General features: G+C 48.5%; 17 protein-coding genes. 6 read left to right on the top strand and 11 right to left on the bottom strand.

Translation table 11 applies throughout. The features are described 5' to 3' along the window. The first annotated feature begins 120 nt into the window (after positions 1-120). On the top strand, positions 121-759 hold the full coding sequence (locus QUB63_RS31370; RefSeq protein WP_332949285.1) for a lysophospholipid acyltransferase family protein: 639 nt from the start codon (positions 121-123) through the stop codon (positions 757-759). Between the two features lie 165 nt (positions 760-924). Here the strand turns inward: QUB63_RS31370 and QUB63_RS31365 are convergent, their stop codons facing one another. The 5 genes from QUB63_RS31365 to acpP all read right to left on the bottom strand — a co-directional run bounded on the left by QUB63_RS31365 (position 925) and on the right by acpP (position 5,992). Beyond that, entirely contained in the window at positions 925-1,539 is a 615-nt protein-coding gene (locus tag QUB63_RS31365; RefSeq protein ID WP_332949283.1) for a GAF domain-containing protein, read from the bottom strand. 193 nt (positions 1,540-1,732) lie between these two features. After that, entirely contained in the window at positions 1,733-2,323 is a 591-nt protein-coding gene (locus QUB63_RS31360; protein ID WP_332949282.1) for a YdcF family protein, read from the bottom strand. 747 nt (positions 2,324-3,070) lie between these two features. Beyond that, positions 3,071-3,928, bottom strand: a complete 858-nt coding sequence (locus tag QUB63_RS31355; RefSeq protein WP_332949280.1) for a GUN4 domain-containing protein — start codon at positions 3,926-3,928, stop codon at positions 3,071-3,073. Between the two features lie 458 nt (positions 3,929-4,386). Then, the gene (gene fabF / locus QUB63_RS31350; RefSeq protein ID WP_332949279.1) at positions 4,387-5,640 is read right to left on the bottom strand and encodes a beta-ketoacyl-ACP synthase II; all 1,254 of its coding nucleotides are present in this window, start codon (positions 5,638-5,640) and stop codon (positions 4,387-4,389) included. Positions 5,641-5,737: 97 nt separating this feature from the next. Then, entirely contained in the window at positions 5,738-5,992 is a 255-nt protein-coding gene (gene acpP / locus QUB63_RS31345) for an acyl carrier protein (RefSeq protein ID WP_194068168.1), read from the bottom strand. 346 nt (positions 5,993-6,338) lie between these two features. Here acpP and QUB63_RS31340 point away from each other — a divergent pair, with 346 nt between their 5' ends. Then, positions 6,339-7,244 (top strand): CoB--CoM heterodisulfide reductase iron-sulfur subunit B family protein, encoded by a 906-nt coding sequence (locus tag QUB63_RS31340; RefSeq protein WP_332949278.1) that lies wholly within the window; start codon positions 6,339-6,341, stop codon positions 7,242-7,244. 573 nt (positions 7,245-7,817) lie between these two features. Beyond that, entirely contained in the window at positions 7,818-9,029 is a 1,212-nt protein-coding gene (locus QUB63_RS31335) for a chloride channel protein (protein ID WP_332949277.1), read from the top strand. A gap of 18 nt (positions 9,030-9,047) precedes the next feature. On the opposite strand, the gene QUB63_RS31330 is transcribed toward QUB63_RS31335, so the two are convergent. Then, a complete protein-coding gene (locus QUB63_RS31330) occupies positions 9,048-9,191 on the bottom strand; it encodes a hypothetical protein (protein WP_332949276.1) in 144 nt (47 codons plus the stop codon). Between the two features lie 734 nt (positions 9,192-9,925). On the opposite strand from QUB63_RS31330, the gene psaC reads away from it, so the two are divergent. Both psaC and glmS read left to right on the top strand, forming a co-directional pair. Next, positions 9,926-10,171 (top strand): photosystem I iron-sulfur center protein PsaC, encoded by a 246-nt coding sequence (gene psaC, locus QUB63_RS31325; protein ID WP_332949275.1) that lies wholly within the window; start codon positions 9,926-9,928, stop codon positions 10,169-10,171. Positions 10,172-10,577: 406 nt separating this feature from the next. Continuing rightward, positions 10,578-12,521 (top strand): glutamine--fructose-6-phosphate transaminase (isomerizing), encoded by a 1,944-nt coding sequence (gene glmS / locus QUB63_RS31320; protein WP_332949274.1) that lies wholly within the window; start codon positions 10,578-10,580, stop codon positions 12,519-12,521. A gap of 152 nt (positions 12,522-12,673) precedes the next feature. On the opposite strand, the gene QUB63_RS31315 is transcribed toward glmS, so the two are convergent. Further along, on the bottom strand, positions 12,674-14,239 hold the full coding sequence (locus tag QUB63_RS31315) for an O-antigen ligase family protein (protein WP_332949273.1): 1,566 nt from the start codon (positions 14,237-14,239) through the stop codon (positions 12,674-12,676). Positions 14,240-14,307: 68 nt separating this feature from the next. Next, positions 14,308-15,153, bottom strand: coding sequence for a YaaW family protein (locus QUB63_RS31310; protein ID WP_332949272.1), 846 nt, complete (start codon positions 15,151-15,153; stop codon positions 14,308-14,310). A 255-nt stretch (positions 15,154-15,408) separates the two neighbouring features. On the opposite strand from QUB63_RS31310, the gene QUB63_RS31305 reads away from it, so the two are divergent. Further along, entirely contained in the window at positions 15,409-16,473 is a 1,065-nt protein-coding gene (locus QUB63_RS31305; protein WP_332949271.1) for an NAD(P)/FAD-dependent oxidoreductase, read from the top strand. 180 nt (positions 16,474-16,653) lie between these two features. Here the strand turns inward: QUB63_RS31305 and QUB63_RS31300 are convergent, their stop codons facing one another. The 3 genes from QUB63_RS31300 to QUB63_RS31290 form a co-directional block, all read right to left on the bottom strand. Further along, on the bottom strand, positions 16,654-17,589 hold the full coding sequence (locus QUB63_RS31300) for a polysaccharide deacetylase family protein (RefSeq protein WP_332949270.1): 936 nt from the start codon (positions 17,587-17,589) through the stop codon (positions 16,654-16,656). Between the two features lie 316 nt (positions 17,590-17,905). Further along, complete coding sequence (locus tag QUB63_RS31295; RefSeq protein ID WP_332949269.1) at positions 17,906-19,519, bottom strand: bifunctional pantoate--beta-alanine ligase/(d)CMP kinase; 1,614 nt, start codon at positions 19,517-19,519, stop codon at positions 17,906-17,908. A gap of 389 nt (positions 19,520-19,908) precedes the next feature. Further along, the gene (locus QUB63_RS31290; protein WP_332949268.1) at positions 19,909-20,988 is read right to left on the bottom strand and encodes a septal ring lytic transglycosylase RlpA family protein; all 1,080 of its coding nucleotides are present in this window, start codon (positions 20,986-20,988) and stop codon (positions 19,909-19,911) included. Positions 20,989-21,623: the final 635 nt, after the last annotated feature.

Here is a 21,623-nt window from a genome sequence, read left to right as displayed (position 1 = left end):
CCTTTAATATCGGTAAAAAACCCGGTTTCTTGGGTCGGAGTGCATCCCGAACTATGTTAATTTTTAAGAGCTGAGCCGATCGGCTAAAATTCGATGTAATTTAAAATCTAAGGTTTTTCCGTGAGCAAAAGTCGCGAACCAGTCGAGAGTTTACTTCTTTACTATTTATTCAAGTGGTCAATTGTCAGCCCGATGCTGCACCTTTATTTTCGCGGCCGCATCTACGGTGCAGAAAATGTTCCAGCAGAAGGGCCGGTGGTGGTAGTCAGCAATCACGCCAGCGATTTCGATCCGCCGATTTTGTCTAATTGCATGAGGCGGCCGGTGGCATTCATGGCGAAGGAAGAGTTATTTAAAGTTCCTATTTTGAAACACGCAATTACGCTTTACGGCGCTTATCCAGTGAAGCGGGAAAGTGCCGATCGCAGTGCAATTCGATCGGCTATCAATTCTTTGGAAAATGGATGGGCGACGGGTGTATTTTTGCAGGGAACTCGGACGCCAGACGGCCGAATTACTGAACCGAAATTAGGGGCTGCGCTGATAGCTGCTAAGGCAAAAGCGCCGCTGTTGCCGGTTAGTTTGTGGGGAACTCACGCGATTTCGTCGAAAGGTTCGGCAGTGCCGCGTCCGGTGCCGCTGACGGTGCGAATTGGCAAGCTAATTGAGACGCCCGGTTCGTCGGATCGCGAGGAGTTGGAAGCGCTGACTCAAAGATGTGCAACTGAGATTAATGCGATGCACGATTTGGGCCGCTGATGCAGCTTGGAGGATGTTTTTGTGAAATTTGTGCAGGTTCGCAGTCAGGACTTCAGTCCTCTCTTTTATAAGGAGTAAAGTCCTCACTACAAACCTATTTTAGGGCAGGTTCGCAGTCAGGACTTCAGTCCTTCTTTTCTTAGGACTAAAGTCCTCACTACAAACCTATTTTATGGCGGTTGTGCGATCGCCCCTAACAAAAGCAACAGCAATCGGCGAAATTTTTTCTGTAACTGCTGCGATAACTTGGCGGTCAAAATCAGTCCAAACTCTGGGGCTATCGAAAATACAAGGCTGCAAAACCCCCCACAACAAGCCCTCCGCAGAAAGATGAGCGTGAATCAAAGCTCGATGTCCGAACTCTTTTGCCTCAAAATCTTTGTTGACAACTTCAGGATTTGCTGTTTCAACATCCTCCACAAAAATCGACGGTTCAGTTCGCAAAGCTGCCGCAAACAAAGGGTCTTCTTCCCCTAAAGATTCCGGTTCTTTTTTCCACTCCGCGTCCTTAACTTCGGGATAGTTCGAGTTGCGACGCCAGCAGTAAGGTACTTTGCCTATTTGGGTTTCAGGATTGCGGAGGTAGAGAAAGACGCGATCGCAATTTAACACCTCGCCTAAAGCCGGCACCAAAGCCGAAAAAACAGCATCCGCAGTCTTGCTGTCACTCAAAATTTCCTCCAGAACTTGCGGCAGAATTTGCTTTGTCATTAACTTGCGCTCTTGAAGTTCACCTACAGATTTTAAACTACTAATCTTCTTCTCTGACGGATTTGTCATCAGCGTCTTCGCGGTTTGTGAAATCGCTATCAAATACAAGTTTTAAAACCGGGGTGAAGGGAAAAGGATTCGATCGCAACCGCGCCCGACGTTTAGGAAGTTCTTAATTCCACAGATATGAGCTTTTGTTCCGACTTCCCTCGGACTTCTTCCGACTTCCCTCGGACTTCTTCCGACTTCCCTCGGACTTTGTTTATTCAATCCTGGCTTGGCTGAAGTTAGCACCCGTATAACCGGTTGTCAGCCAAAGAATGGCTCTAGCGCCGTCGCGAAGAGCTTTTTGCACCGGTTCGGGGGTTCGCCCAGACGGAACTGCTACAGGTTTAAAACTAATCCCTCGACTGCCGAGCACGATTTCGCCGATAATCTGAGCTCGCCGCATATGATCGTCAGAAGTGATCAGATACACGCTCTCAATTCCTCTAGCTTTCAATTCATCTACCAGGGTGGTAAAATTTGTTACCGTATCCACTGCTCTGTAGTCTAAGTGCAGGCGATCGGACTTAATACCCGCTTCTGAAAAGACCCATTCCGCGAACTCCGGATTGCTTCCAGAAGACACCCAAATCGGCAATTGAGGGTGCGATCGAGCAAATTTGGCGGCAAACACCTCTCGCTCCGTAGCCCCACCTAGAACTAACACAGCTTGGGGTCTCTGAAATTCGCTCTTAAGCTGCTGATAGCCAAACCAACAGGTCATCAAAAGCCCTACTAGGAACCAAAAATTGGGTGAAGTCCTCAAACGCTGGTAACGCCGCTTGTTTAAATTGATTCTTAACCACATCTAAACCTATAAAAACTTTATGTAGCTGACAAAGGAACCATAACAAAAAATACCGCACGTATAACCCACTAACAGGAATTAAAAATTAAAATTTAAACAAGGGGCTAGGCATTTTAGATTTTAGATTTTAGATTAAAGAATTGAATATACAGCTTATTTTGGCGATTTTAGATTAAAGAATTGAATATACAGCTTATTTGGGCATCGAACTCAGCTATAAATTTTTTATGCTTCACGACTCTTGTATTCAATCAAGTATCCGCGTGCGGGCGAACAGGTTAGCGGATATGCAAAGCAGAAGGACAAAAATTAAGGTTTACCCTTCTGCTTTTAATTGTTCTTGATTTTTAACGGGACTGGCCGGGTTCGAACCGGCGACCTAGCGCTTCAGATTTGTGTGAGTTTCCCCACTCTCCGGACTATTCCTTCACCGTAGGCTTGCAGCCTTTAGGTGGTGGCCGTATGTTTAGGATGTTTTATGGTTTTTACTTCCTAAAGCCAGTCTCTGCACCTTCTTTACCTAAACTTCGATCGCAAAATTCAGATAAAGCTTGGCTCAAGATTACCGTATCTGCCGTCAGACTTAGGCTTCCTTGAGTTTGACCACATTCACTCCCAGAGTTTCCTCGCAGGGTGCCCGATTCTTCAGGAGGCGCTTGCTCTATCCATCTGAGCCACAGCCCCAGTTGCTGAACCGTTTTGATTATAGCAGCTCGCTGTCGATTTTGAATTTTTTATTTTGGATGGTTAGCCACCGCAAGCTGCAAGTTTCGCAGCGATGCGGGCAAAGTTTTCTGCTGCGGTGAGTTTACCGGCACCGTAACAGGCGCGCTGTCTCCATGCGGTGACGGGGAGGTGTCCGGGGGGAGCATTTTCGCCCCATGAGAGTTCGCTGTAATATTTCCAATTTTCCTTGACTCGCCAGCCGACTCGATCGCACAATTCAGTATATTTCCTCCCGGTACTTTCCCAAATCTGCTGCTGCACGCTCAACCCGAACCGCCCGCTGCTGTGTTGTTGCCAAAGTTGGTCGATCGTGCGAAGGTCTGTAGGAGGAAAGCTGTCAATATCGGCTGCACTCAGCCAGCCTTCGTCTTCTCTGACAGCAATTTTCAGCAAGATTTCCCAAGTGTGTTCGTCTGCTTTGCGCCATTTTTCGGTTTCTAACAGCTTTGTCAGTTGCCGGTAATCCATCCCCACTTCTGAGATAGCCGGAGTTTTGTCAGGTAAGGCGCCGATTTTCTCTTCTAGTCGCAGTAAAGTGCTGCTAATGAATTCGGGGTTTAGTTGTTCGAGGCGGTACAGAACCCATTCTAACTGAGATTGCAGGTACGCGCGGGCGATCGCACCTTGCTGCAATTCCTGTTGCAACTCGTCAAATCTGGCTGACCAATTTTGTTGGTTGCAGGCCGATTCCCACATTTGTTTTGCCCACTGCAATCTAACTTGTTCTTGTTTTAAATAAGTTTTGGAAAGTTTGGCACGCTGCGGGTAGGGAGTCAAATCCCAGCCGCAAATCGAGCAAAACTTTGCTTTTTCTTCTGTGTATTGGGTACCGCACACCGGACAGTTAAACATATTGCCATAAATTCTGTTGCCAAGCAATTATATGACATCATAATAATATTTTTCCGAGTGCAGTGCGAGCTTAAGAACTCGCGAGCAGCGCTGTTTCATTCGACCTAGGGGCCTTGTGGCCCCCTGAAGAGCCCCGGACTCTGAAATGACCGACTGCTTCATCGGTGGGCGGGGTAGGCACGGCCCGGCACTACCCCAAAACCCTCGTTTTTGCGAGAATGAAACAGCCCTGCCCTTCTCAAGGGCTATAGCGATCGACAATAGCTTTGATTTGCAGTATTTGCTCAGCAGTAATCTCGCTCGTATCCGCCAATGCCAACAAATTAGAAGTTAGGGCCGGCCTCATGCCTAGCCTACAATAGTTTAAAATTTACACGTACAGCTAATAGCCGATTAGCCGATCGCCCAATCTAAAATTTATCTAAAAAATTAGAAGGTAAAAAAATTATTTTTCACCTTCTAACTTGCTACTTTCGGATTTTCCGTTACGGAACAAACTTTTTGAATGCCAGTGTCACGTTGTGGCCGCCAAATCCAAAGGAATTCGACAGCGCCACATCAACTTTTAGATCGCGACTTGTATGCGGCACATAGTCCAAATCGCACTCGGGATCGGGATTTTCCAGATTGATTGTCGGCGGGATTTTGTCGTTGGCGATCGACATTACCGCCGCCACCGCCTCAATTCCCCCAGAACCGCCCAAAAGATGACCGGTCATCGACTTGGTAGAACTAATTGCTACTTTGTAAGCGCTTTCGCCCAAAACCTTTTTAATCGCCTTCGTTTCCGTAGAATCGTTAGGAAGCGTGCTCGTGCCGTGAGCGTTGATATAGCTCACCATATCCGGCGTCAAACCCGCATCCTTCAGCGCTAAAGCGATCGCCCGCGACGCACCCTCGCCCCCCGGTACTGGGGATGTCATGTGATACGCATCGCAAGTTGAACCGTAGCCGACGATTTCTGCGTAAATCCGCGCGCCGCGCGCGATCGCGTGTTCCATTTCTTCTAGAATCAGAATGCCAGCGCCTTCACCGACTACAAAACCGTCGCGATCGCGATCGAACGGACGGCTAGCATGAGTCGGGTCATCGTTGCGAGTCGAAAGCGCCCTCGCCGCAGCAAAACCCGCCACGCACAAAGGCGTCACCGCCGCTTCGGTACCCCCGCAAATCATCGCTTGCGCGTAACCTCCCTGAACTAGACGAAAGGCATCGCCCACGGCATTTGACCCGGCAGCGCAGGCCGTCACCGTGCAAGAGTTCGGCCCCTTAGCGCCCGTGTGAATCGCCGTCAGGCCCGCGGCCATATTCGCAATCATCATGGGAATCATAAACGGACTGCACCGATCGGGACCGCGAGTCAGATATATCTCTTGCTGGTCTTCCAAAACCTTCAGCCCGCCAATGCCAGTGCCAAGAATGACACCCACCTGTTCTGCGTTCAGGTCGTTAATCTCAAACTTCGCATCAGCAAGAGCTTGTTTGCTCGCTGACACCCCAAATTGAGCAAAGCGATCCATCCGCTTTGCTTCCTTCCGCTCTAAATAGTCGTGCGGGTCGTAACCCTTCACCTCTGCGGCAAAGCGGCAGTCGTGCCGCGACGGGTCGAATAAGGTGATCGGGCCTATACCATTCTTCCCGGCAAGCAACCCGTCCCAATACTCGGACAAGGTATTGCCGATCGGTGTAATCGCGCCGAGACCCGTGATAACAACGCGCTTACGCTCTAAATTTGTCATGATTTCAGTTTCAAAAAATTAAACACCCAGAACGCAGAACAAAAGAGGAGTTGCCAGTTTTCTAAGTTCTCTCCTCTTAGGGGAAAAGACAGGTATTTTATGCTTTTGGAGCTGCAAGTTTGCTGCTGATGAAATCTACAGAAGCTTGAACCGTGGTAATTGCTTCGGCGGCTTCGTCGGGAATTTCAATATCAAACTCTTCTTCCAATGCCATGACCAGCTCTACTGTATCTAGGGAATCTGCTCCTAAATCGTTAGCAAAGTTGGCTTCGGGCTTGACTTCGCTCGGATCGACTTCGAGTTGATCTGCCACAATTTTTTTGACTCTAGCAAAAATGTCGTCTTGACTCATAACATCGTGTCCTCATTGGTTGCTGCGTATCTAATCTTATCCGAAAGGGGGATCTGCAAGAAAAAGGCTGGCCGCTTTTCTAAGTGACACGGGGCCGCGGTTATTGGGGCGCGGGCGATCCTCAGGCCATTTGAGATTTGAGATTTGAGATTTGAGATGGGAATTGCTCACTGGATATGGGTTTTAAGTTTTCCTACAGTTGCGTTTTGTTTTGAAACTGGTGTCAAAATCCTTGAGAAAAGGTGATAATTGACCGCTAGCTAGGCGGTGATACGGTAATTATGGAGAGGGAATTCGATCGCTCTTGTTCATTGTCCCGACCGTTGTGTCCCCAGCAGAAACGACTATGCCATCCCAAACTCTCAGATATGCTTACTTTCCCGGTTGCGTTGCCCAAGGGGCGGCCCGCGAACTTTACCTGTCTACAATGGCGCTGACTCAGGCGTTGGGGATTGAACTGGTGGAACTCAAAAAAGCTTCCTGCTGCGGTTCTGGTACTTTCAAGGAAGATTCGCAGTTGCTGGAAGATACTGTTAACGCCCGCAATATTGCTTTGGCCGAGCAACTGAATCTGCCTTTGCTCACGCATTGCAGCACTTGTCAAGGGGTAATCGGTCATGTGGACGATCGCCTCAAGCAATCTCAGAAGACCGATCGACCTTACGTAGAAAAAGTCAACGGTTTGCTGGAAAAACAAGGTTGTTCGCCTTATCAAGGCACTACCGAGGTGAAACATCTGTTGTGGGCGATCGTTGCAGATTACGGCCTGGAGGAAGTGCACAAGCGAGTCACCCGCAAGCTTTCGGGCTTGAAGTGCGCGTCTTTTTACGGGTGCTATTTGCTGCGAGCTCAGGATAAGCTGCTTTACGATGACCCGCACCAACCGGAATCGATGGAAAATGTATTTCGGGCGATCGGGGCAACTCCGGTTTACTATCGAGGACGGACGCAGTGCTGCGGCTGGCCGTTGGCGAGTTATGCCACTAACCAATCTTTTCAGATGGCAGGCAAACATATTCAAGATGCTCTTGACAACGGAGCTGATTGTATGGTAACGCCTTGTCCGCTTTGTCATTTAAATTTGGATTCGCGGCAGCCGGAGGTGGAAAAAGTCATCGGGCGCAAATTGGGTTTGCCGGTGCTGCATCTGCCGCAATTGGTGGCTTTGGCTTTGGGTGTGGAGCCGAAAAAACTAGGACTCGATCGACATATTGTTTCAACTAAGCCCGTGTTAGAAAAATTAGGCTTTTAGTCGATCGATTTGCACAGGTTTGTAGTAAGGACTTTAGTCCTTTGTAATATCAAATCCCGTGATATCGGAATTATACCCGAGTGCGAGCGGGACGCTCGATCGCGCTCATACATTCTTGAGTTGATAGAAGATACCGTCCACAATTTGTCGTTTTGTCTCCAGAGGTGGTCTAGTCTTCTTCTTGTGGGGCAGCAATGGCGCTGCGGAGTTATCACTCTTTGTCGGTTAAGTTGCTCTCCTCATGCGATTTATTTCTGATCTTAGCTCGTCATCAGAGAGCCCAAATGGGTTCTTTAAGCTATTGACACCACCAAGAGATGAAGCGGTCTAACGGCGGGGGCTTCAGCGGACGGCGTTGCACGGTGGCTACACCACTGATAACCTATGCCTCAGTTCCGTTGCCAGCCCTTGTTAGACTGCGATTGCTCTCTTCGCATTCGATAGCCCGGATCTACACTCCAAAGCAAGTGTGGGCTTGGTAGGTTAATATGCAGACAACAGAAGTTGTATACCATTACACAAAATAGTTTTTTAACACTTCCTAACTGCGTAGTTATTGACAAGGAATAAACAATGAAACGAAACCCAGTAAATCTCACACGTTCGGTATTCCTATGGGCAATGCTAGGAATCATTTGTGGTTTGTTTGCTGCAACTTATTGGATATTTTTGTCTTACCTGATGGTGGGATTTGAATATTTTAGTGGAGTTTCTCTACTAATCATCATGCCGCTTGCGGGTTTGCTAATCGGTTTGCTCATTCATTGGCTGGGAAATCCTGGCGAAATAGGGTTGATTATTGACAATATTCATCTCAATGGTGGGCGGTTACCAATGAACGAGAATCCTTCGATGATTCTGTCGTCGCTAATCAGTATTGCAAGTGGAGGCAGTGCTGGTCCAGAAGCACCAATGGTGCAAGTAACAGGTTCAATTGGTACGTGGTTGGCCGATCGCTTTCAATTGCGTGGAGAGGCACTACGAACTTTGAGTATTGCTGGCATGGCATCTGGTTTTACAGTTTTGTTCGGCGCTCCATTGGGTGGTACTTTTTTTGCTTTAGAAATCCTGCATCATCAGAATGTTGTGGAGTATTTTGAAGCAATCTTGCCTGCGGTCGTGGCAAGTTGTGCAAGTTACACCATCTTTGTAGCAATTACCCAGCTAGGAATTGGTCCTACCTGGCATTTTCCTCAATACAATGTGGACAGCCTTTATGACTTTGCCGCAGCGATTGCTTATGGAATCGTAGGGGCGATTATGGGGTGGCTTTTTATTGCTGTATTTCGCAGTGTTGGTCGCTTGTTTGATTCGATACCCAGTCCAATCTATGTGCGAACTACTTTAGCTGGGCTAGGACTAGGCGTTTTATCAGCTTTATTTCCGCTCACTCGTTTCTTTGGTGAACATCAAATTGAAAAAATTGTTGAGGGAAACTTTTCTTTGGGATTTGTCTTAACTTTAGTTATTGCTAAAGTGTTTGCCATTAGTACGACCGTAAATGGAGGCTGGCGGGGGGGGATTATCATCCCACTATTTTTTATAGGAGCCTGTTTAGGAAAGGCAATCGCTATCATTAATCCCGCATCCAACGAGACTTTGGCAATGATTTGTGTAATGGCTGCTCTGAATTCAACAGTTACTCGAACTCCAATTAGTACAACTCTGCTACTCGCCAAGTTGACAGGATTCAGCACTTTTACACCGATTCTCTTCGCTAGTCTCGTGGGTTTCTTCTTGGCTCCCCGATCTCCCTTCATTACCTCACAGCGTAAAGTTGATTAACAAACGGCTAGAATTCCTCTAATAGCTCGGTGTAGCGGTGAAAAATACGTGCAATTTGCGAGTGTCGAGTCTAAAGGCTTCTGCCATTACAAATGCACTCCTTGCATCAAACAACATCTCGCCGTTAATACCAGTCAGCTTGCCGTTTTTTATCCATTGCACAAAAGCCAGTCTGTCCAATGACCCCGCCCAAAAACCGATACTTGCTTTCCGACAGGAGCCGTGGAGAGATAAAAATTTTAGACTAAGGTTCAAGCTCCCAGATTCCTCTGTGGAGTAAATGTTAAATCGAAAAATGGAAAATCGACTGACTGTAGCTAGATGGAAATGTTGAGTCACAACCTCGATTACTTTCCCACAGTTGGGCCCGTCAATATTCCAAAGATTACCATTCTGCAAGGGCAACGGGTATCACCCGCATAAGATCATCGCAGAGAAAGCAAAAACTCTATCCCCAGATATATGACCGAAATCCGGTTTCAACTGGCATCGAAACCAACGAAAGCCGAAAAAGTGGCGCTAGAGGGGAAAGCTGGATTTGTCGCGGTCGCAACTCGCGCTTGTGATTGAACGGTCAAACGCTTGGATGGAACGCTGTAGGAGTTTGGTCAAGAACTTTGAGCAGACTCTCACCCATGCCACTGCGATACTCAATTTGTGTTTCATCAGGCTGATGCTCAAACGGTTGCCGAATGAATAGATCCCAAATGGGTTCTATAAGACTCCCAGCGTTAATAACTGTGAAGTTTTGTCGCTTTTTCGCGAAGTGCTTCCAAGCACTGCGGTAGACTAGCCTTTAATTCTCTGTGCAGGCTATAGCGGTGGCACCTCGCCGTCAAATCTGTTAATTCGCAGAGGCAGCAAATTTTTAGTGACTCGTTGGGAGCCTTTATTCAATGTCTCATTCAGTCAAAATTTACGATACCTGCATCGGCTGCACTCAGTGCGTCCGCGCTTGTCCGACTGACGTTTTGGAGATGGTGCCCTGGGATGGCTGCAAAGCAGCTCAGATTGCCGCATCTCCCCGCACAGAAGATTGCGTAGGCTGCAAGCGGTGCGAAACTGCTTGCCCTACCGATTTTCTGAGCATCCGGGTTTACCTGGGAGCAGAGACCACTCGCAGTATGGGTCTGGCCTACTAAATATCGATCGGCACGCCGATCGAATTACGGGCACAAGAGAGGGGGCGATTAAATTGCCCCCTCTCTTTTTGTCGCGGGATCTGCATTCTGTGGCCGGAAGAAGGTAATACCATTTTCGCATTGAAGATTTTTGATTTTCGATTTGGGATTTTCGATGACCCGCAACAAACGGACACAAGCCCCCGACGCGAGCTTGGCCGATCGGGATCAAAATTTTAGATCCTAGTTCCTGCTCACTGATTCACTGCGCTGCAAGTCAAATCGAAAAATGGAAAATCGAAAAATGGAAAATCGACTGACTATCATGACGGGGATCTTCCCTACAGTTGCATTCTCTTTTGAAACTGGTGTAAAAATAATAAAACTTGGGTTTTATTGCGATCGCTAAGCAGGAGTAGTACCTTAAATGTGCGGAATCGTTGGCTATATAGGCACGCAAGCAGCAAGCGAGATTTTGCTAGCAGGATTGGAAAAACTGGAATACCGGGGCTACGATTCAGCGGGCCTCGCTACCATCTCCGAAGGAGAAATTACCTGCATCCGAGCTAAGGGCAAATTGCACAACCTCCGGGAAAAGCTAGCAGAGATAGACTCTCTCGCTCCCATCGGCATCGGGCACACCCGCTGGGCAACTCACGGCAAACCAGAGGAATATAACGCTCACCCTCACCGGGATAATAGCGGGCGAATTGCGGTAGTTCAAAATGGAATTGTCGAAAATTATCGCGAGTTGCGCGAAGAATTGAAAGCGAAGGGACATAAATTTGTCTCGGAGACGGATACAGAAGTTATTCCTCATTTAATAGCTGATTTTTTCCAAGAAGGAAGAAGTCCGAGGGAAGTCGGAAGAAGGAAGAAGGAAGAAGGAAAAGATCCAACAGCAGAGGAAATTGCTGAGTTGTCGTTTTTGGAAGTGGTTTTAAAGGCGGTAAATCGGTTAGAAGGAGCTTTTGCGATCGCCGTAATTAGTGCAGATTTTCCCGACGAACTCATTGTCGCCAGACAGCAAGCTCCTTTGGTGATAGGCTTTGGTGCAGGCGAATTTTTCTGCGCTTCCGACACGCCGGCCTTAATCTCTCACACCCGCGCCGTTTTGTCCCTCGAAAATGGCGAATTGGCAAGGCTAACTCCGATGGGAGTTGAAGTTTACAGCTTTGCAGGAGAAAGGCTGAAAAAAATCCCGCGCCTCCTCGGCTGGAGTCCGGTTTCTGTGGAGAAACAGGGCTTTAAGCACTTCATGCACAAGGAAATTTACGAACAGCCGGCCGTAGTTCGAGCTTGTTTGGAGACTTATTTAGACAGCGATTGGCAGCCGGGAAATCCAGGCTCTCCCATCAATCTAAACCTGCCGAAAGAACTTTGCGCCGGTGTCGAACAAATTTCAATTCTCGCCTGCGGAACGAGCTGGCACGCCTCGCTAATTGGCAAATATTTGTTGGAACAGTTAGCCAATATTCCCACTGCGGTGCAGTACGCTTCTGAGTACCGCTACGCGCCCGCACCGCTGACAGCAAATACTTTAATTATTGGGGTAACTCAGTCGGGAGAAACGGCGGACACGCTGGCTGCTTTGGGGATGGAACAGCAGCGCCGCGCGGGTTTTACTGATAAATTTCGATCGCGAATGTTGGGAATTACTAACAGGACTGAAAGCTCGATCGCCCACATGATGCCGCACGTCCTCAACACCCACGCCGGTATAGAAATCGGCGTTGCTGCAACTAAAACTTTTGTCACTCAGTTGATGGCATTCTATTTCTTAGCTTTGGATTTGGCGCACCAGCGGCAAACAATCAGCACCGAGAGATTAGCAGAAATTCTTGCGGGTTTGCGCCAGTTACCAGCCGAAATTGAGAAGTTTTTGGAGATTCAAGAACAGTATGTCGAGGAATTGTCGCACCAGTTCACGGAAACCCAAGATTTTATCTTTTTGGGGCGGGGAATTAACTTTCCGATTGCTTTGGAAGGGGCGCTGAAGCTGAAGGAAATTAGCTACATTCACGCCGAAGGATATCCCGCCGGAGAGATGAAACACGGCCCGATCGCCCTTTTGGATGCTAAAGTGCCTGTAGTGGCGATCGCCATGCCCGGAAGCGTCTACGAAAAAGTCCTTTCCAACGCCCAAGAAGCCAAGGCCCGCGACGCCCGTTTAATTGGCGTTACCCCGAAACAAGGCGCGGCGGAAGCCGATATTTTTGACTGCATTTTGCCGGTGCCTTTGGTGGATGAATTGTTGTCGCCGATTGTGACAGTGATTCCGCTGCAATTGTTGGCCTATCACATTGCGGCGCGCCGAGGTTTGGATGTGGATCAGCCCCGCAATTTGGCGAAGTCGGTGACGGTGGAATGAGGGAAGTCAGTTGACAGTTGACCGCTTGACAGTTGACCGCTTGACAGTTGGTTATTGGTTATTGGTTATTGGTATCAATAACCTTTCAGCCTCTGCCTCTAATGCCCTCTCTGCCCCATGCCCTATTCCCGATGCCCTCTCTGCCCCATGCCCTATGCCCTATGCCCAATTCCCTCTTCGCACACACCCCAAATCGCCGCCAACAGCAACCAACTTATCGTATTAACCCGCAAATCAAACAGCGTCACATCTACAGTGTTAAACAGCGTACAGGCGGCGAAGGCTAATAAATAACTGAAAAAAATTAGGCGATCGGCATTTTCGACATCTTGACAAACCACCTGATTTGTGCTGGTAGATATTGAATTTTGATTGACCAATACATAATTTTCCGTTAGTTCCTCTGCTGCTATTTCCTGATGTTTAATATCCGCAGCAAAAACAGGCCAATTCGCCAGCAGCAAAACACCTTTAGCCAAAACCCAACCAACTAAACCAAACAACAAAAGCGTTGCCGGCAATCCAGTTTCCGCAGCCAACATCAGCATCAAACTGTGAGGATGACCCAGCCATTCGTGCATTCTATCTTGATAAAGAGGCGTGAAATTTCGCAGCCCCCAACCAGTCCAAGGACGCTGCTGAGCCATCGACCAAGCAAATTCCCACTGAGTTGTTCTCAAAGTAGCAGTCGGCCGATTTGGAAACATCTCATCGGTGAGTCTGGCCCAGAAGAAAGCCGGGATAATTATTCGCAAAAATTGCCGCAGCGGTTCCGGGCCAAACGCCGACAAAAACACTGCACCAACCGCACTAAAAACCGCAGCTAATATTTTTTTATAACCCGCAGAAAATGCAAAAGCCAAAACTGCCAAAACTGCCAATCCCCACGCATTCCGAGAATTAGTAAAAATTAAACAAACAGCATTTCCCACTATTGCTAAACTTAAAAATAAGAATCGGTAATTGCGAATCGGTAATCGGGAATCGGTAATCGAGAATTGGGAATCGGTAATTTGCAGTTGATTAATTGTTTCCTTCTTACCTCGCACCTCCGAAATCAATCCGTTAAATCCGTTACACAATCCGTTGCCGAACTTCCTTCCTCGTTCTTCCATCCACAATCCCAGTGTTAAAATAAAAGCAATTGTCAGATAGCAAGCTAAAATATTAGCGTACATAAACACAGAAGCCATGCGGCCGGGGGGATTGCCTTTCGGTTCGAGTACCCAGCCAAAAACAGGCTGCAATAAATCGATGCCGCTCCAACCTAAAAATTGCTGTCCCAAACCCAAAATTATCACGGGAATTGCACTAATTGCGATCGCCCAAGACAACTGTCGCAACTGAGCCGGAGTTTGAATTAAACTGCTGAAAGCGGCAAACAATATAAAGAATGGCAAGAAATTGGCCAAGCCTAAAACAGCCTCGATGCGGTTGTTGGCAAAAATCGCCGTGATGACTAGCAGCGCGCTGAGAATTGCAAATCCTCGATTCAGCGGGCGGCGGCTGATTTGCCGAAACTTTTGCTGACAAGTGCCAATTAATCCTAGGAATATTCCCAAAGCTCCTAAAATCGGAATAGTCGGAAAAATGAACGCGCCAAGTTGAGCGAAATTCCAAGGAATTTGCAACTGGCGATCGGGATGTTTTTGCAGGCGAGACTTGAGATTTTTGGCTGTCTGTTTGGTAGCTAATTTCCACGTTTTTTTGATGTTCACCCAAACTCCCAATTCTTCAATTCTTCAATTCTTCAATTCTTCAATCCAAAATCCCAAATCCCAAATCGCTATGCTAATTCCCAAACGCATTCCGATCGCGTTAATCGAATTTGAGCTAAGGCAAAAATGGTCGGGATAATGCGGCCGTAGTTGGTTGAAATCGATCGCCAACCCAAATCCGCTAAAAACCAAGTCCACATCACCGGGCCGATCAACGAAAACACGCTCCGCGTCGCACCGTAACGAGCCGCACTCACGGCCATACCGCGCCGCGCCGTCTGAATTGCGACATAATTTTGAAACTGAGTTGCTGCGGTTGCAGAGCCTACAATCGCAGCTTGTTTTGCCATTTGATAAGTAGCAAAGTGCAGCGCAAATTGATTGGCCATCAATTTAAGCAACATTGGTTTTAAGATGGAGCTGACGGCTAAAGCGCTGCCACCTTTGAACAGCAAACCGAGCGGGTCTTTCTCGGCAGAAATTGGCAGCGGTTCTGAGAGTTTCGACTCCACAATTGCTCGCTGTACCCGCACTGTCAGCGCTTGCTGTTCGTCTGCCGGTAAACGCTTCCACGCGCGGCCCATTAAGTGCAGAAATACTTCTGCTTCTAAGTCGGTGGTTGACAACTGTTTGGGATAAGGGATTTTGAGATAGCGGCAAACTTGAATTAGCGCTTGTCTGTAAGTTACTTGTTCGGTTCGCCCTCTCAGTACCGTCAACCCGTCGGCTGCAAGATACCGAAACCGCTGTTCTACTGCGTCTAGCCACGCTTGGCGATCGCGGCTTTGTACGTCTGTGGGCGCGGGTGTTTGCACGTAATCTAAAGGGTTAAACTTGCGGCTGAACAGAAGTTCTGTTAGTTGCTGCAATTCTTCTTCTGTTGTCAATTCTAGTGCTGCTCTGAGTTCGTCCAAAATTTTGCCCTCCCCTAATGCTATTTTAGATTTTAGATTTGAGATTTTAGATTGTCCCCTAGTAACGATCGCGCTTTGGAACTTGCCGAGCGCTACATTTTTTTAAACTAATCTTAGCTGTCGATTCGTGCTGTCCCTATTCTACTACCTGGTCGAGGAATCTCGGCGGCGGGCTTTTATGCGAGCACGGCCCTGCATCTTTTGCCCCCCAGCCTTTAAGCTGATTACTAAATCCAAAATACTTACAGTTTAACTATGTTTGATGTTGTGGCGATCGGTGCGGGGATGGCGGGGCTCATTTGTGCTCGGCAGTTGCGCCTAGCTGGCTATTCTGTGGCGGTTGTTGAGAAATCTCGCGGTCCGGGCGGACGAGTCGCAACTCGCCGCGTGCACGGCACTAGGGCCGATCACGGAGCTCGCTATTTGGAGCCGCAGGGTCGAGTTGCGGTGGAGGGGTTAATTGATGTTTTGGTCGATCGCCAGCTCATGAAACTCTGGACGGATAGTGTGGGAGAATTCCGACAAGGAGAAATATCTTTTATTCCTAATTCTTGTTATGTCGCGCCTGCTGGGATGAATGCTGTCGGTAAGTATATCGCTGAGGGTTTAGACATTTGGTACGGCCGCCGCGTCAAAGCTATTTCTCGTACTGACAGCCAAATGTGGCATCTTTCTCTGGAAGTTACCGACGACAATTTAGAGATACCTCAAGAATTGATTGCTAAGGCTGTGGTTGTGGCAATTCCTGCTCCTCAAGCTTTAATGTTTTTGGATTCAGAAATCGGTTTTTCCTCGGATTTTCTTGACACATTGCGTTCTGTAGAGTACGATCCTTGCATTACAGTTATGGCTGGCTATTCTGCGGAACGAAATTCTGATTTGAGCGATCTAAATCCGCAGTGGAAATCTGTTTCTTTTCCCGATGATTCTGATTTAGCTTGGATTGGCCTCGACAGCAGCAAGCGGCTCGATCCGCAGCAGCCTGTGTTTGTGGTTCACAGCAGCGCTAATTTTGCACAGCGCTATTTAGAAGCTGCTGATTTGGATACTGTCGGTGGGGAATTGCTCGATCGCGCTTGTGAATATCTAATCCCTTGGTTGAATCAGCCGGAATGGTTGCAGGTGCACCGCTGGCGCTATGCTTTTTGTCGAAATCCTTTGCCTGTTTCTTGTTTGCCTGCGTCAGGGACTTTGCCCCTGGTTTGTGCGGGGGATTTGTGCGGGGAAGGTCAAATAGAAGCTGCTTTGCGATCGGGATTGGCGGCGGCTAGTTGGGTGAATTCTCAATTGGAGGATTTGCCCATATCAGTAGGTTTTTAGTGAGGACTTTAGTTTTTTCTTAGATGAGGACTCGCATTCCGATGCTGCGAACATATCAGTAGGTTTGATCGTGAGGACTTTAGTTTTTTCTTAGATGAGGACTAAAGTCATTTAATTGTGATGGATATAGCGATTTATTAAAAATGGGAAAATGGCACTTAATTCCACTCTCCCATTTTTTTATTTTTGTGCTGTTTCCTGCTTCTTTAACTCTTGTTCTTGCATCTGCAATAACTCGGGAACTGTTACGAACTGGTACCCTTCCTTTCTCAATCGAGCAATAATATCGGGCAAAGCTTCTACAGTCCTCGATCGATTGCCGCCGCCGTCGTGCATTAGCACAATGCCCCCGGAATTTGCCTGCCGCATCACGTTGTCCATCAACGATTGCGTAGCAGTCCGCCAATCTAAAGAATCCGCAGACCACATGATAACCGCATAATTTTTCTTCTGTGCGTAAGCTGCCAATCCATTGTTTAAAATGCCTCCTGGCGGCCGGAACATTGATGTTTTGACTCCGGTCAATTCCTCAATTAACGATGACGTGCGATCGATCTCGCGAGCGGCACCGTCTTCGTTATACTTAATGTATTGGTGGTTCCAAGTGTGGTTGCCGATCGCGTGACCGGATGCCGCAACTTGTTTGCCAAGTTCGGGATAAGTTTGCAGGTATCTTCCTACCCAGAAAAATGTAGCCTTAATATTGTTTTTCTTGAGAATATCTAGGATTTGTCTAGTTGTTGTCGGCCAGGGGCCGTCGTCAAATGTCAGGGCGATCGCCTTGTGCCGCGAATCCAGTTTCGCCTGACGGAGCATTGTACCTTTAACCTGCGACGGTAGACCAGATTGAAAGCGGATTGCCTCCAAAGAGCCTATAGCCTGTTCGGAAAACTCAACTCGATTGGCGATCGCCCCTTTGATCCCATTAACATTCGATATCGGTTTTGCTTCTTGCGACTGGGATACGGCCAAGACTTGCGCCTGCATAGGTGCCACTGGCCCAGTTGCCCGCAAGTTCATCGGCAACATCACACCCAGCAAAAAACTGCCTGCGGCGGCCGTAAAAGCAACGATTAAATTTTTTCGCCGCCTCAAGAGCCGTTTGATTTTTGTCACGTCATTCTCTCCTTCACACCTTGCACAATTAATTCTAGATTTTATTTTGATATCAAGTTAATCCACTTAGGACAATAATCTTAAATCGGATTGCCCCTAGAAATGTTACTGCAAATAACCGATCGCAGGGAAGTCCGCCCGGATCGAAAAATTTAAGACTTGTGTACAAAAAACCCCCTAACCCATCAAAACGGGAAATAGTGGAAATTTTCCCGACGGCGCTCAAATCCCGTTAGCGGCACGTTTATATTGTTAGGGACTCAGGCCCGGGCCCGCGTCCCTACCTGACGCTGCAGGCCATCGCAGCGTCCTAAAATTAACTTTTAGGATTGGTTTTCTGTTTGTACAAGCCGACAATCCGATCGATAACTTCGTCAACAGTCAAATTGTCTGTTTGAATGGACACAGCATCGGCAGCTTTCCGCAAAGGTGCAATCTCCCGGGTGCTGTCTTTTTCGTCACGCAGGGCGATCTCTTGTTCCAACTCGGCCAAGCTAATATTAGCCCGATCGGTGTCTTTAAGTTGTAACAGTCGCCGGCGCGATCGCTCTTGTACCGAAGCCGTCAAAAAAATCTTCAATTCCGCATCGGGAAACACGTTAGTCCCGATATCCCGGCCTTCTGCCACAATTCCGCCGGATTTGCCGCAGCGCCGCTGTTCCTCCACCAGAAACTGCCGCACGGCCGGAATCGCCGCCATTTCCGAAACGCGCGATGTCACTTCCAAACTGCGAATTGCCTCGGTTACGTCTTCGCCGTTAATCTTCAGCGTCAAAGATCCGGGATCGAGGTTGTATTCTAAATAGCTGCAACTGACTAATTCGGCGATCGCGCATTCGTCAGAAATCGGCGTATTTGTTTTCAAAGCCAACCAAGTCAGCGCCCGATACATCGCCCCAGTATCCAAATAAAACAAGCCCAAAGCTCTTGCTGCTTGGCGAGTTACGGTAGATTTGCCCGCACCCGCCGGGCCGTCGATCGCCACAATTGGCCGGCGGTTCCTGAGAATTATATTGTCAATCAACCGAGTAGAGCCGACTCTGGCTGCTACGGCTAAAAGTCCCGCTGTTTCCACAACCTGCAACGGCGTCAGAGTGTCGGGATCGACGAGCTCGGCGTATTCCAGCTTGACTGCGGGTTCTCCAGCGACTTCTGCGCGGGCTGCAGCGAGTGCGGCTTCGGCAGTGCGGTCGCCTGAGGCAAAAGTTTTTGAGGCTTGTTGCAGGGCGCGGTAGAGGGCGCAGGCTTGCTGTTTTTGCTCTGCTGTTAAATACTGATTGCGAGAACTCATTGCCAGTCCCGACTCTTCGCGGACGATCGGGCAAGCAACAATCTCTACAGGCAAGTTAAAATCAACAGCCAGTTTGCGGATAATTGCTAGCTGCTGCGCGTCTTTCTGACCGAAATAAGCTTTTGTCGGCTGCACTAAACTCAAAAGTTTGGTCACAATTGCCGCGACGCCTTGAAAATGACCGGGCCTGGAGAGGCCGCACAAAACCGATGTCATCGCCGGCGGCGGCACTACTTGAGTTAAGGATGAAAGGTGAATTTCTATCTGTTTTTGGGCGGTTTTCTCTGTTTGAGTACGCGCGGCGAAGCTATCCCGTAGGGAATCGACTCGGTTGCCGAACATTTCTGTTGCTGGGGGAGCAAAAATGGCATCAACCCCAGCTTGTTCGCACAGCAGCCGGTCTCGATCCAAATTCCGGGGATAATCTTGAAAATCTTCTGTCGGCCCAAATTGCAGCGGGTTGACAAAAATGCTGACTAGGACGATCGCATTTTCTTGTCTTGCCCGCTGGATCAAGCTCAGATGTCCGGCGTGCAAAGCTCCCATCGTCGGCACCAAACCGACTGTCACGTGAGGTGCAGCAGACTTTTGTGAATTTAAGTAGCAGCGAAGTGCTGCAATGGTCGTAAACAGGCGCACCAAGACACTCTCCTGAAGGCATTCGGCAGAATGCAGAATTTATTTGTCAGAATTTGTTCGATCGGACATCTTGCACCGATGTTAGCAACTTGCCTCGCGTGCGAGTTCCACAACAAATAAACTATTGTGGCGCGCGCGACTATGGCGACGAGTGCAAGATGTCAGATACTTCAAGCCCGGACAAGTTTTATTCTAGTTTCTGCTTTCTACACTTCGGATAACTTTTGTATTCTGCCTTACCAGAAAGAATTGGTTGAAAGCCCCAAGCTTCTTCGGGAGAAATTAAAAGAAGACTATTCATTACTCCAATCCTCTTCCTTCTAGGTCGCCCTCAAGCTGTCAACTGTCAAGCTGTCAACTGTCAACTGTCAACTGTCAACTGTCAACTGTCAACGTCCCACAGTTGTTTGCTGCTGCGGTTCGATTACTTCGATTTCCACTCTCGCAACCCCGCTGCTCATCATTCCCAGCACGTTGGCTGCGCCGGCGGACAAGTCTATGAGCCGATCGCCCACATAGGGCCCGCGGTCGTTAATGCGGACGACTACGGAGCGGCCGTTGTCGAGATTTCGCACCATCACTCTAGTGCCGAAGGGCAACTGGCGGTGGGCTGCGGTTAAATCATTTTGGTCGAAACGCTCGCCGCTGGCGCTGAGGTTGCCGTTAAATCCCGGGCCGTACCAGGAAGCCCAGCCGCTGAGCCGCACTTGAACTGGGCCCAGAGACAGCACGGGGGGTTCTGGTTGGGGTTGGCCTGCGACTGCTTCGAGAGGTGGGGCGTTGCCCAGCAGTCGGCGGAGGCGATTGGTTGCTTGCAGGGCGTCTCGGCTGAAGTCGCTGGTGGTGTCGGGGAGGATGGTTTCGGCGTTGATGTTTACCAAGTCCTCGCCGTTTGCCTGGATCAGGTAGCGATCGCCTTTTTCCCACTTAACGGTAATGCTGTTCGGATCGATGTTGTTGCGGGCTAGCTGGTTGAGTCTTGCTGCTAGGCTGGATGCCCGCCACACTGGATCTGGTTCTTGGTTGGTGGAATTGCTGGCAATGTTTCCAACTTTGGGATTTTCTTTCGCGCCGGCTACTTTTGACTGACTGCTACCACTGGCTTTGCTGTCGCCAGTTTCTCCGATTTTGGTATTTGTTTCCGGACTCGGGTTGAGAAAGGTGATGACTGGAATGTTTCGCACGTAGACTGTCGCTGCTTGTCGCCCGCCCAAGTCGTGCGGTTGAATTTTGGCGATCGAGTCTCGGTCAATGTCAGCTCTTGCTTGGTACTGATACTGTCCGACTTTTTGTGCTTCGGCCCGAGTTGCGTTTAACTGCGGGGACGGTTGGGTGGCAATTACTTGCTGCTTGGAACCCTGAGAGTTTTGCTTGACGGCATCTGTGGCTTGTGCGTGACAAGACGATGCCGTTCCTACCACAGGAACTAACAGGACAGCGAGCAGACCACCAACAAATTTTTCCTTCATACGTCCATTTTTGTGAAGAGCCATTGCCAACCGAGAGAGGAGGATTGGCCGTTTGGCGATGGGGCGTCAAGAATTTCTCGCTTAGCCCTTCGCCATTCCCCCGCGAGTCAAACCAAAGTATCGGGGTGCGTTTTTGCTTTAATGCTTCAGCCCCAAAAAAATTTGGCGGAAACTTCCCCGATACTTGACAACTCATACTCGATCCGCAATTTGTGTGTTGTTCACGAACTGCAACAGACTACCACAAACTTTTGCGCTTGGGGATCGCTGTGGCGGCACATTTCACCCAATCTTCATCAAATCTTCTCGGAGCGCTGTATCATAAAATCCTTTAATTGCAGTGCTTGCAGCCGTTTTCGCAATTCCTGAAAACTTTACAAAACTTTACAATCTTTTGGGGTATTTTGTGGGCTGGCGAATGGCTAGCCTGAAAAAAACTGTTTGTCAAGCGTTAACGGTTGAGTCCGCCCACAAAACGGATACAAGTTTCCGACTGTTGTGGGGGTCCACCTCCAATTTGAGACTAAGGTTCAAGCTCCCAGATTCGTCTGTTAGCCGTTATCAAAAATCTGGGTTTAAAACCCCGTCCTTGCAGGACGGCTTTCTCTTAATGTACTATGACATCGGCTTGTTAA

Source organism: Microcoleus sp. ARI1-B5, from assembly GCF_036705795.1.
Lineage (GTDB): Bacteria > Cyanobacteriota > Cyanobacteriia > Cyanobacteriales > Microcoleaceae > Microcoleus.
The sequence above is the reverse complement of the archived record's forward strand: the minus strand, read 5'-3'. Positions and strand labels throughout refer to the sequence as shown.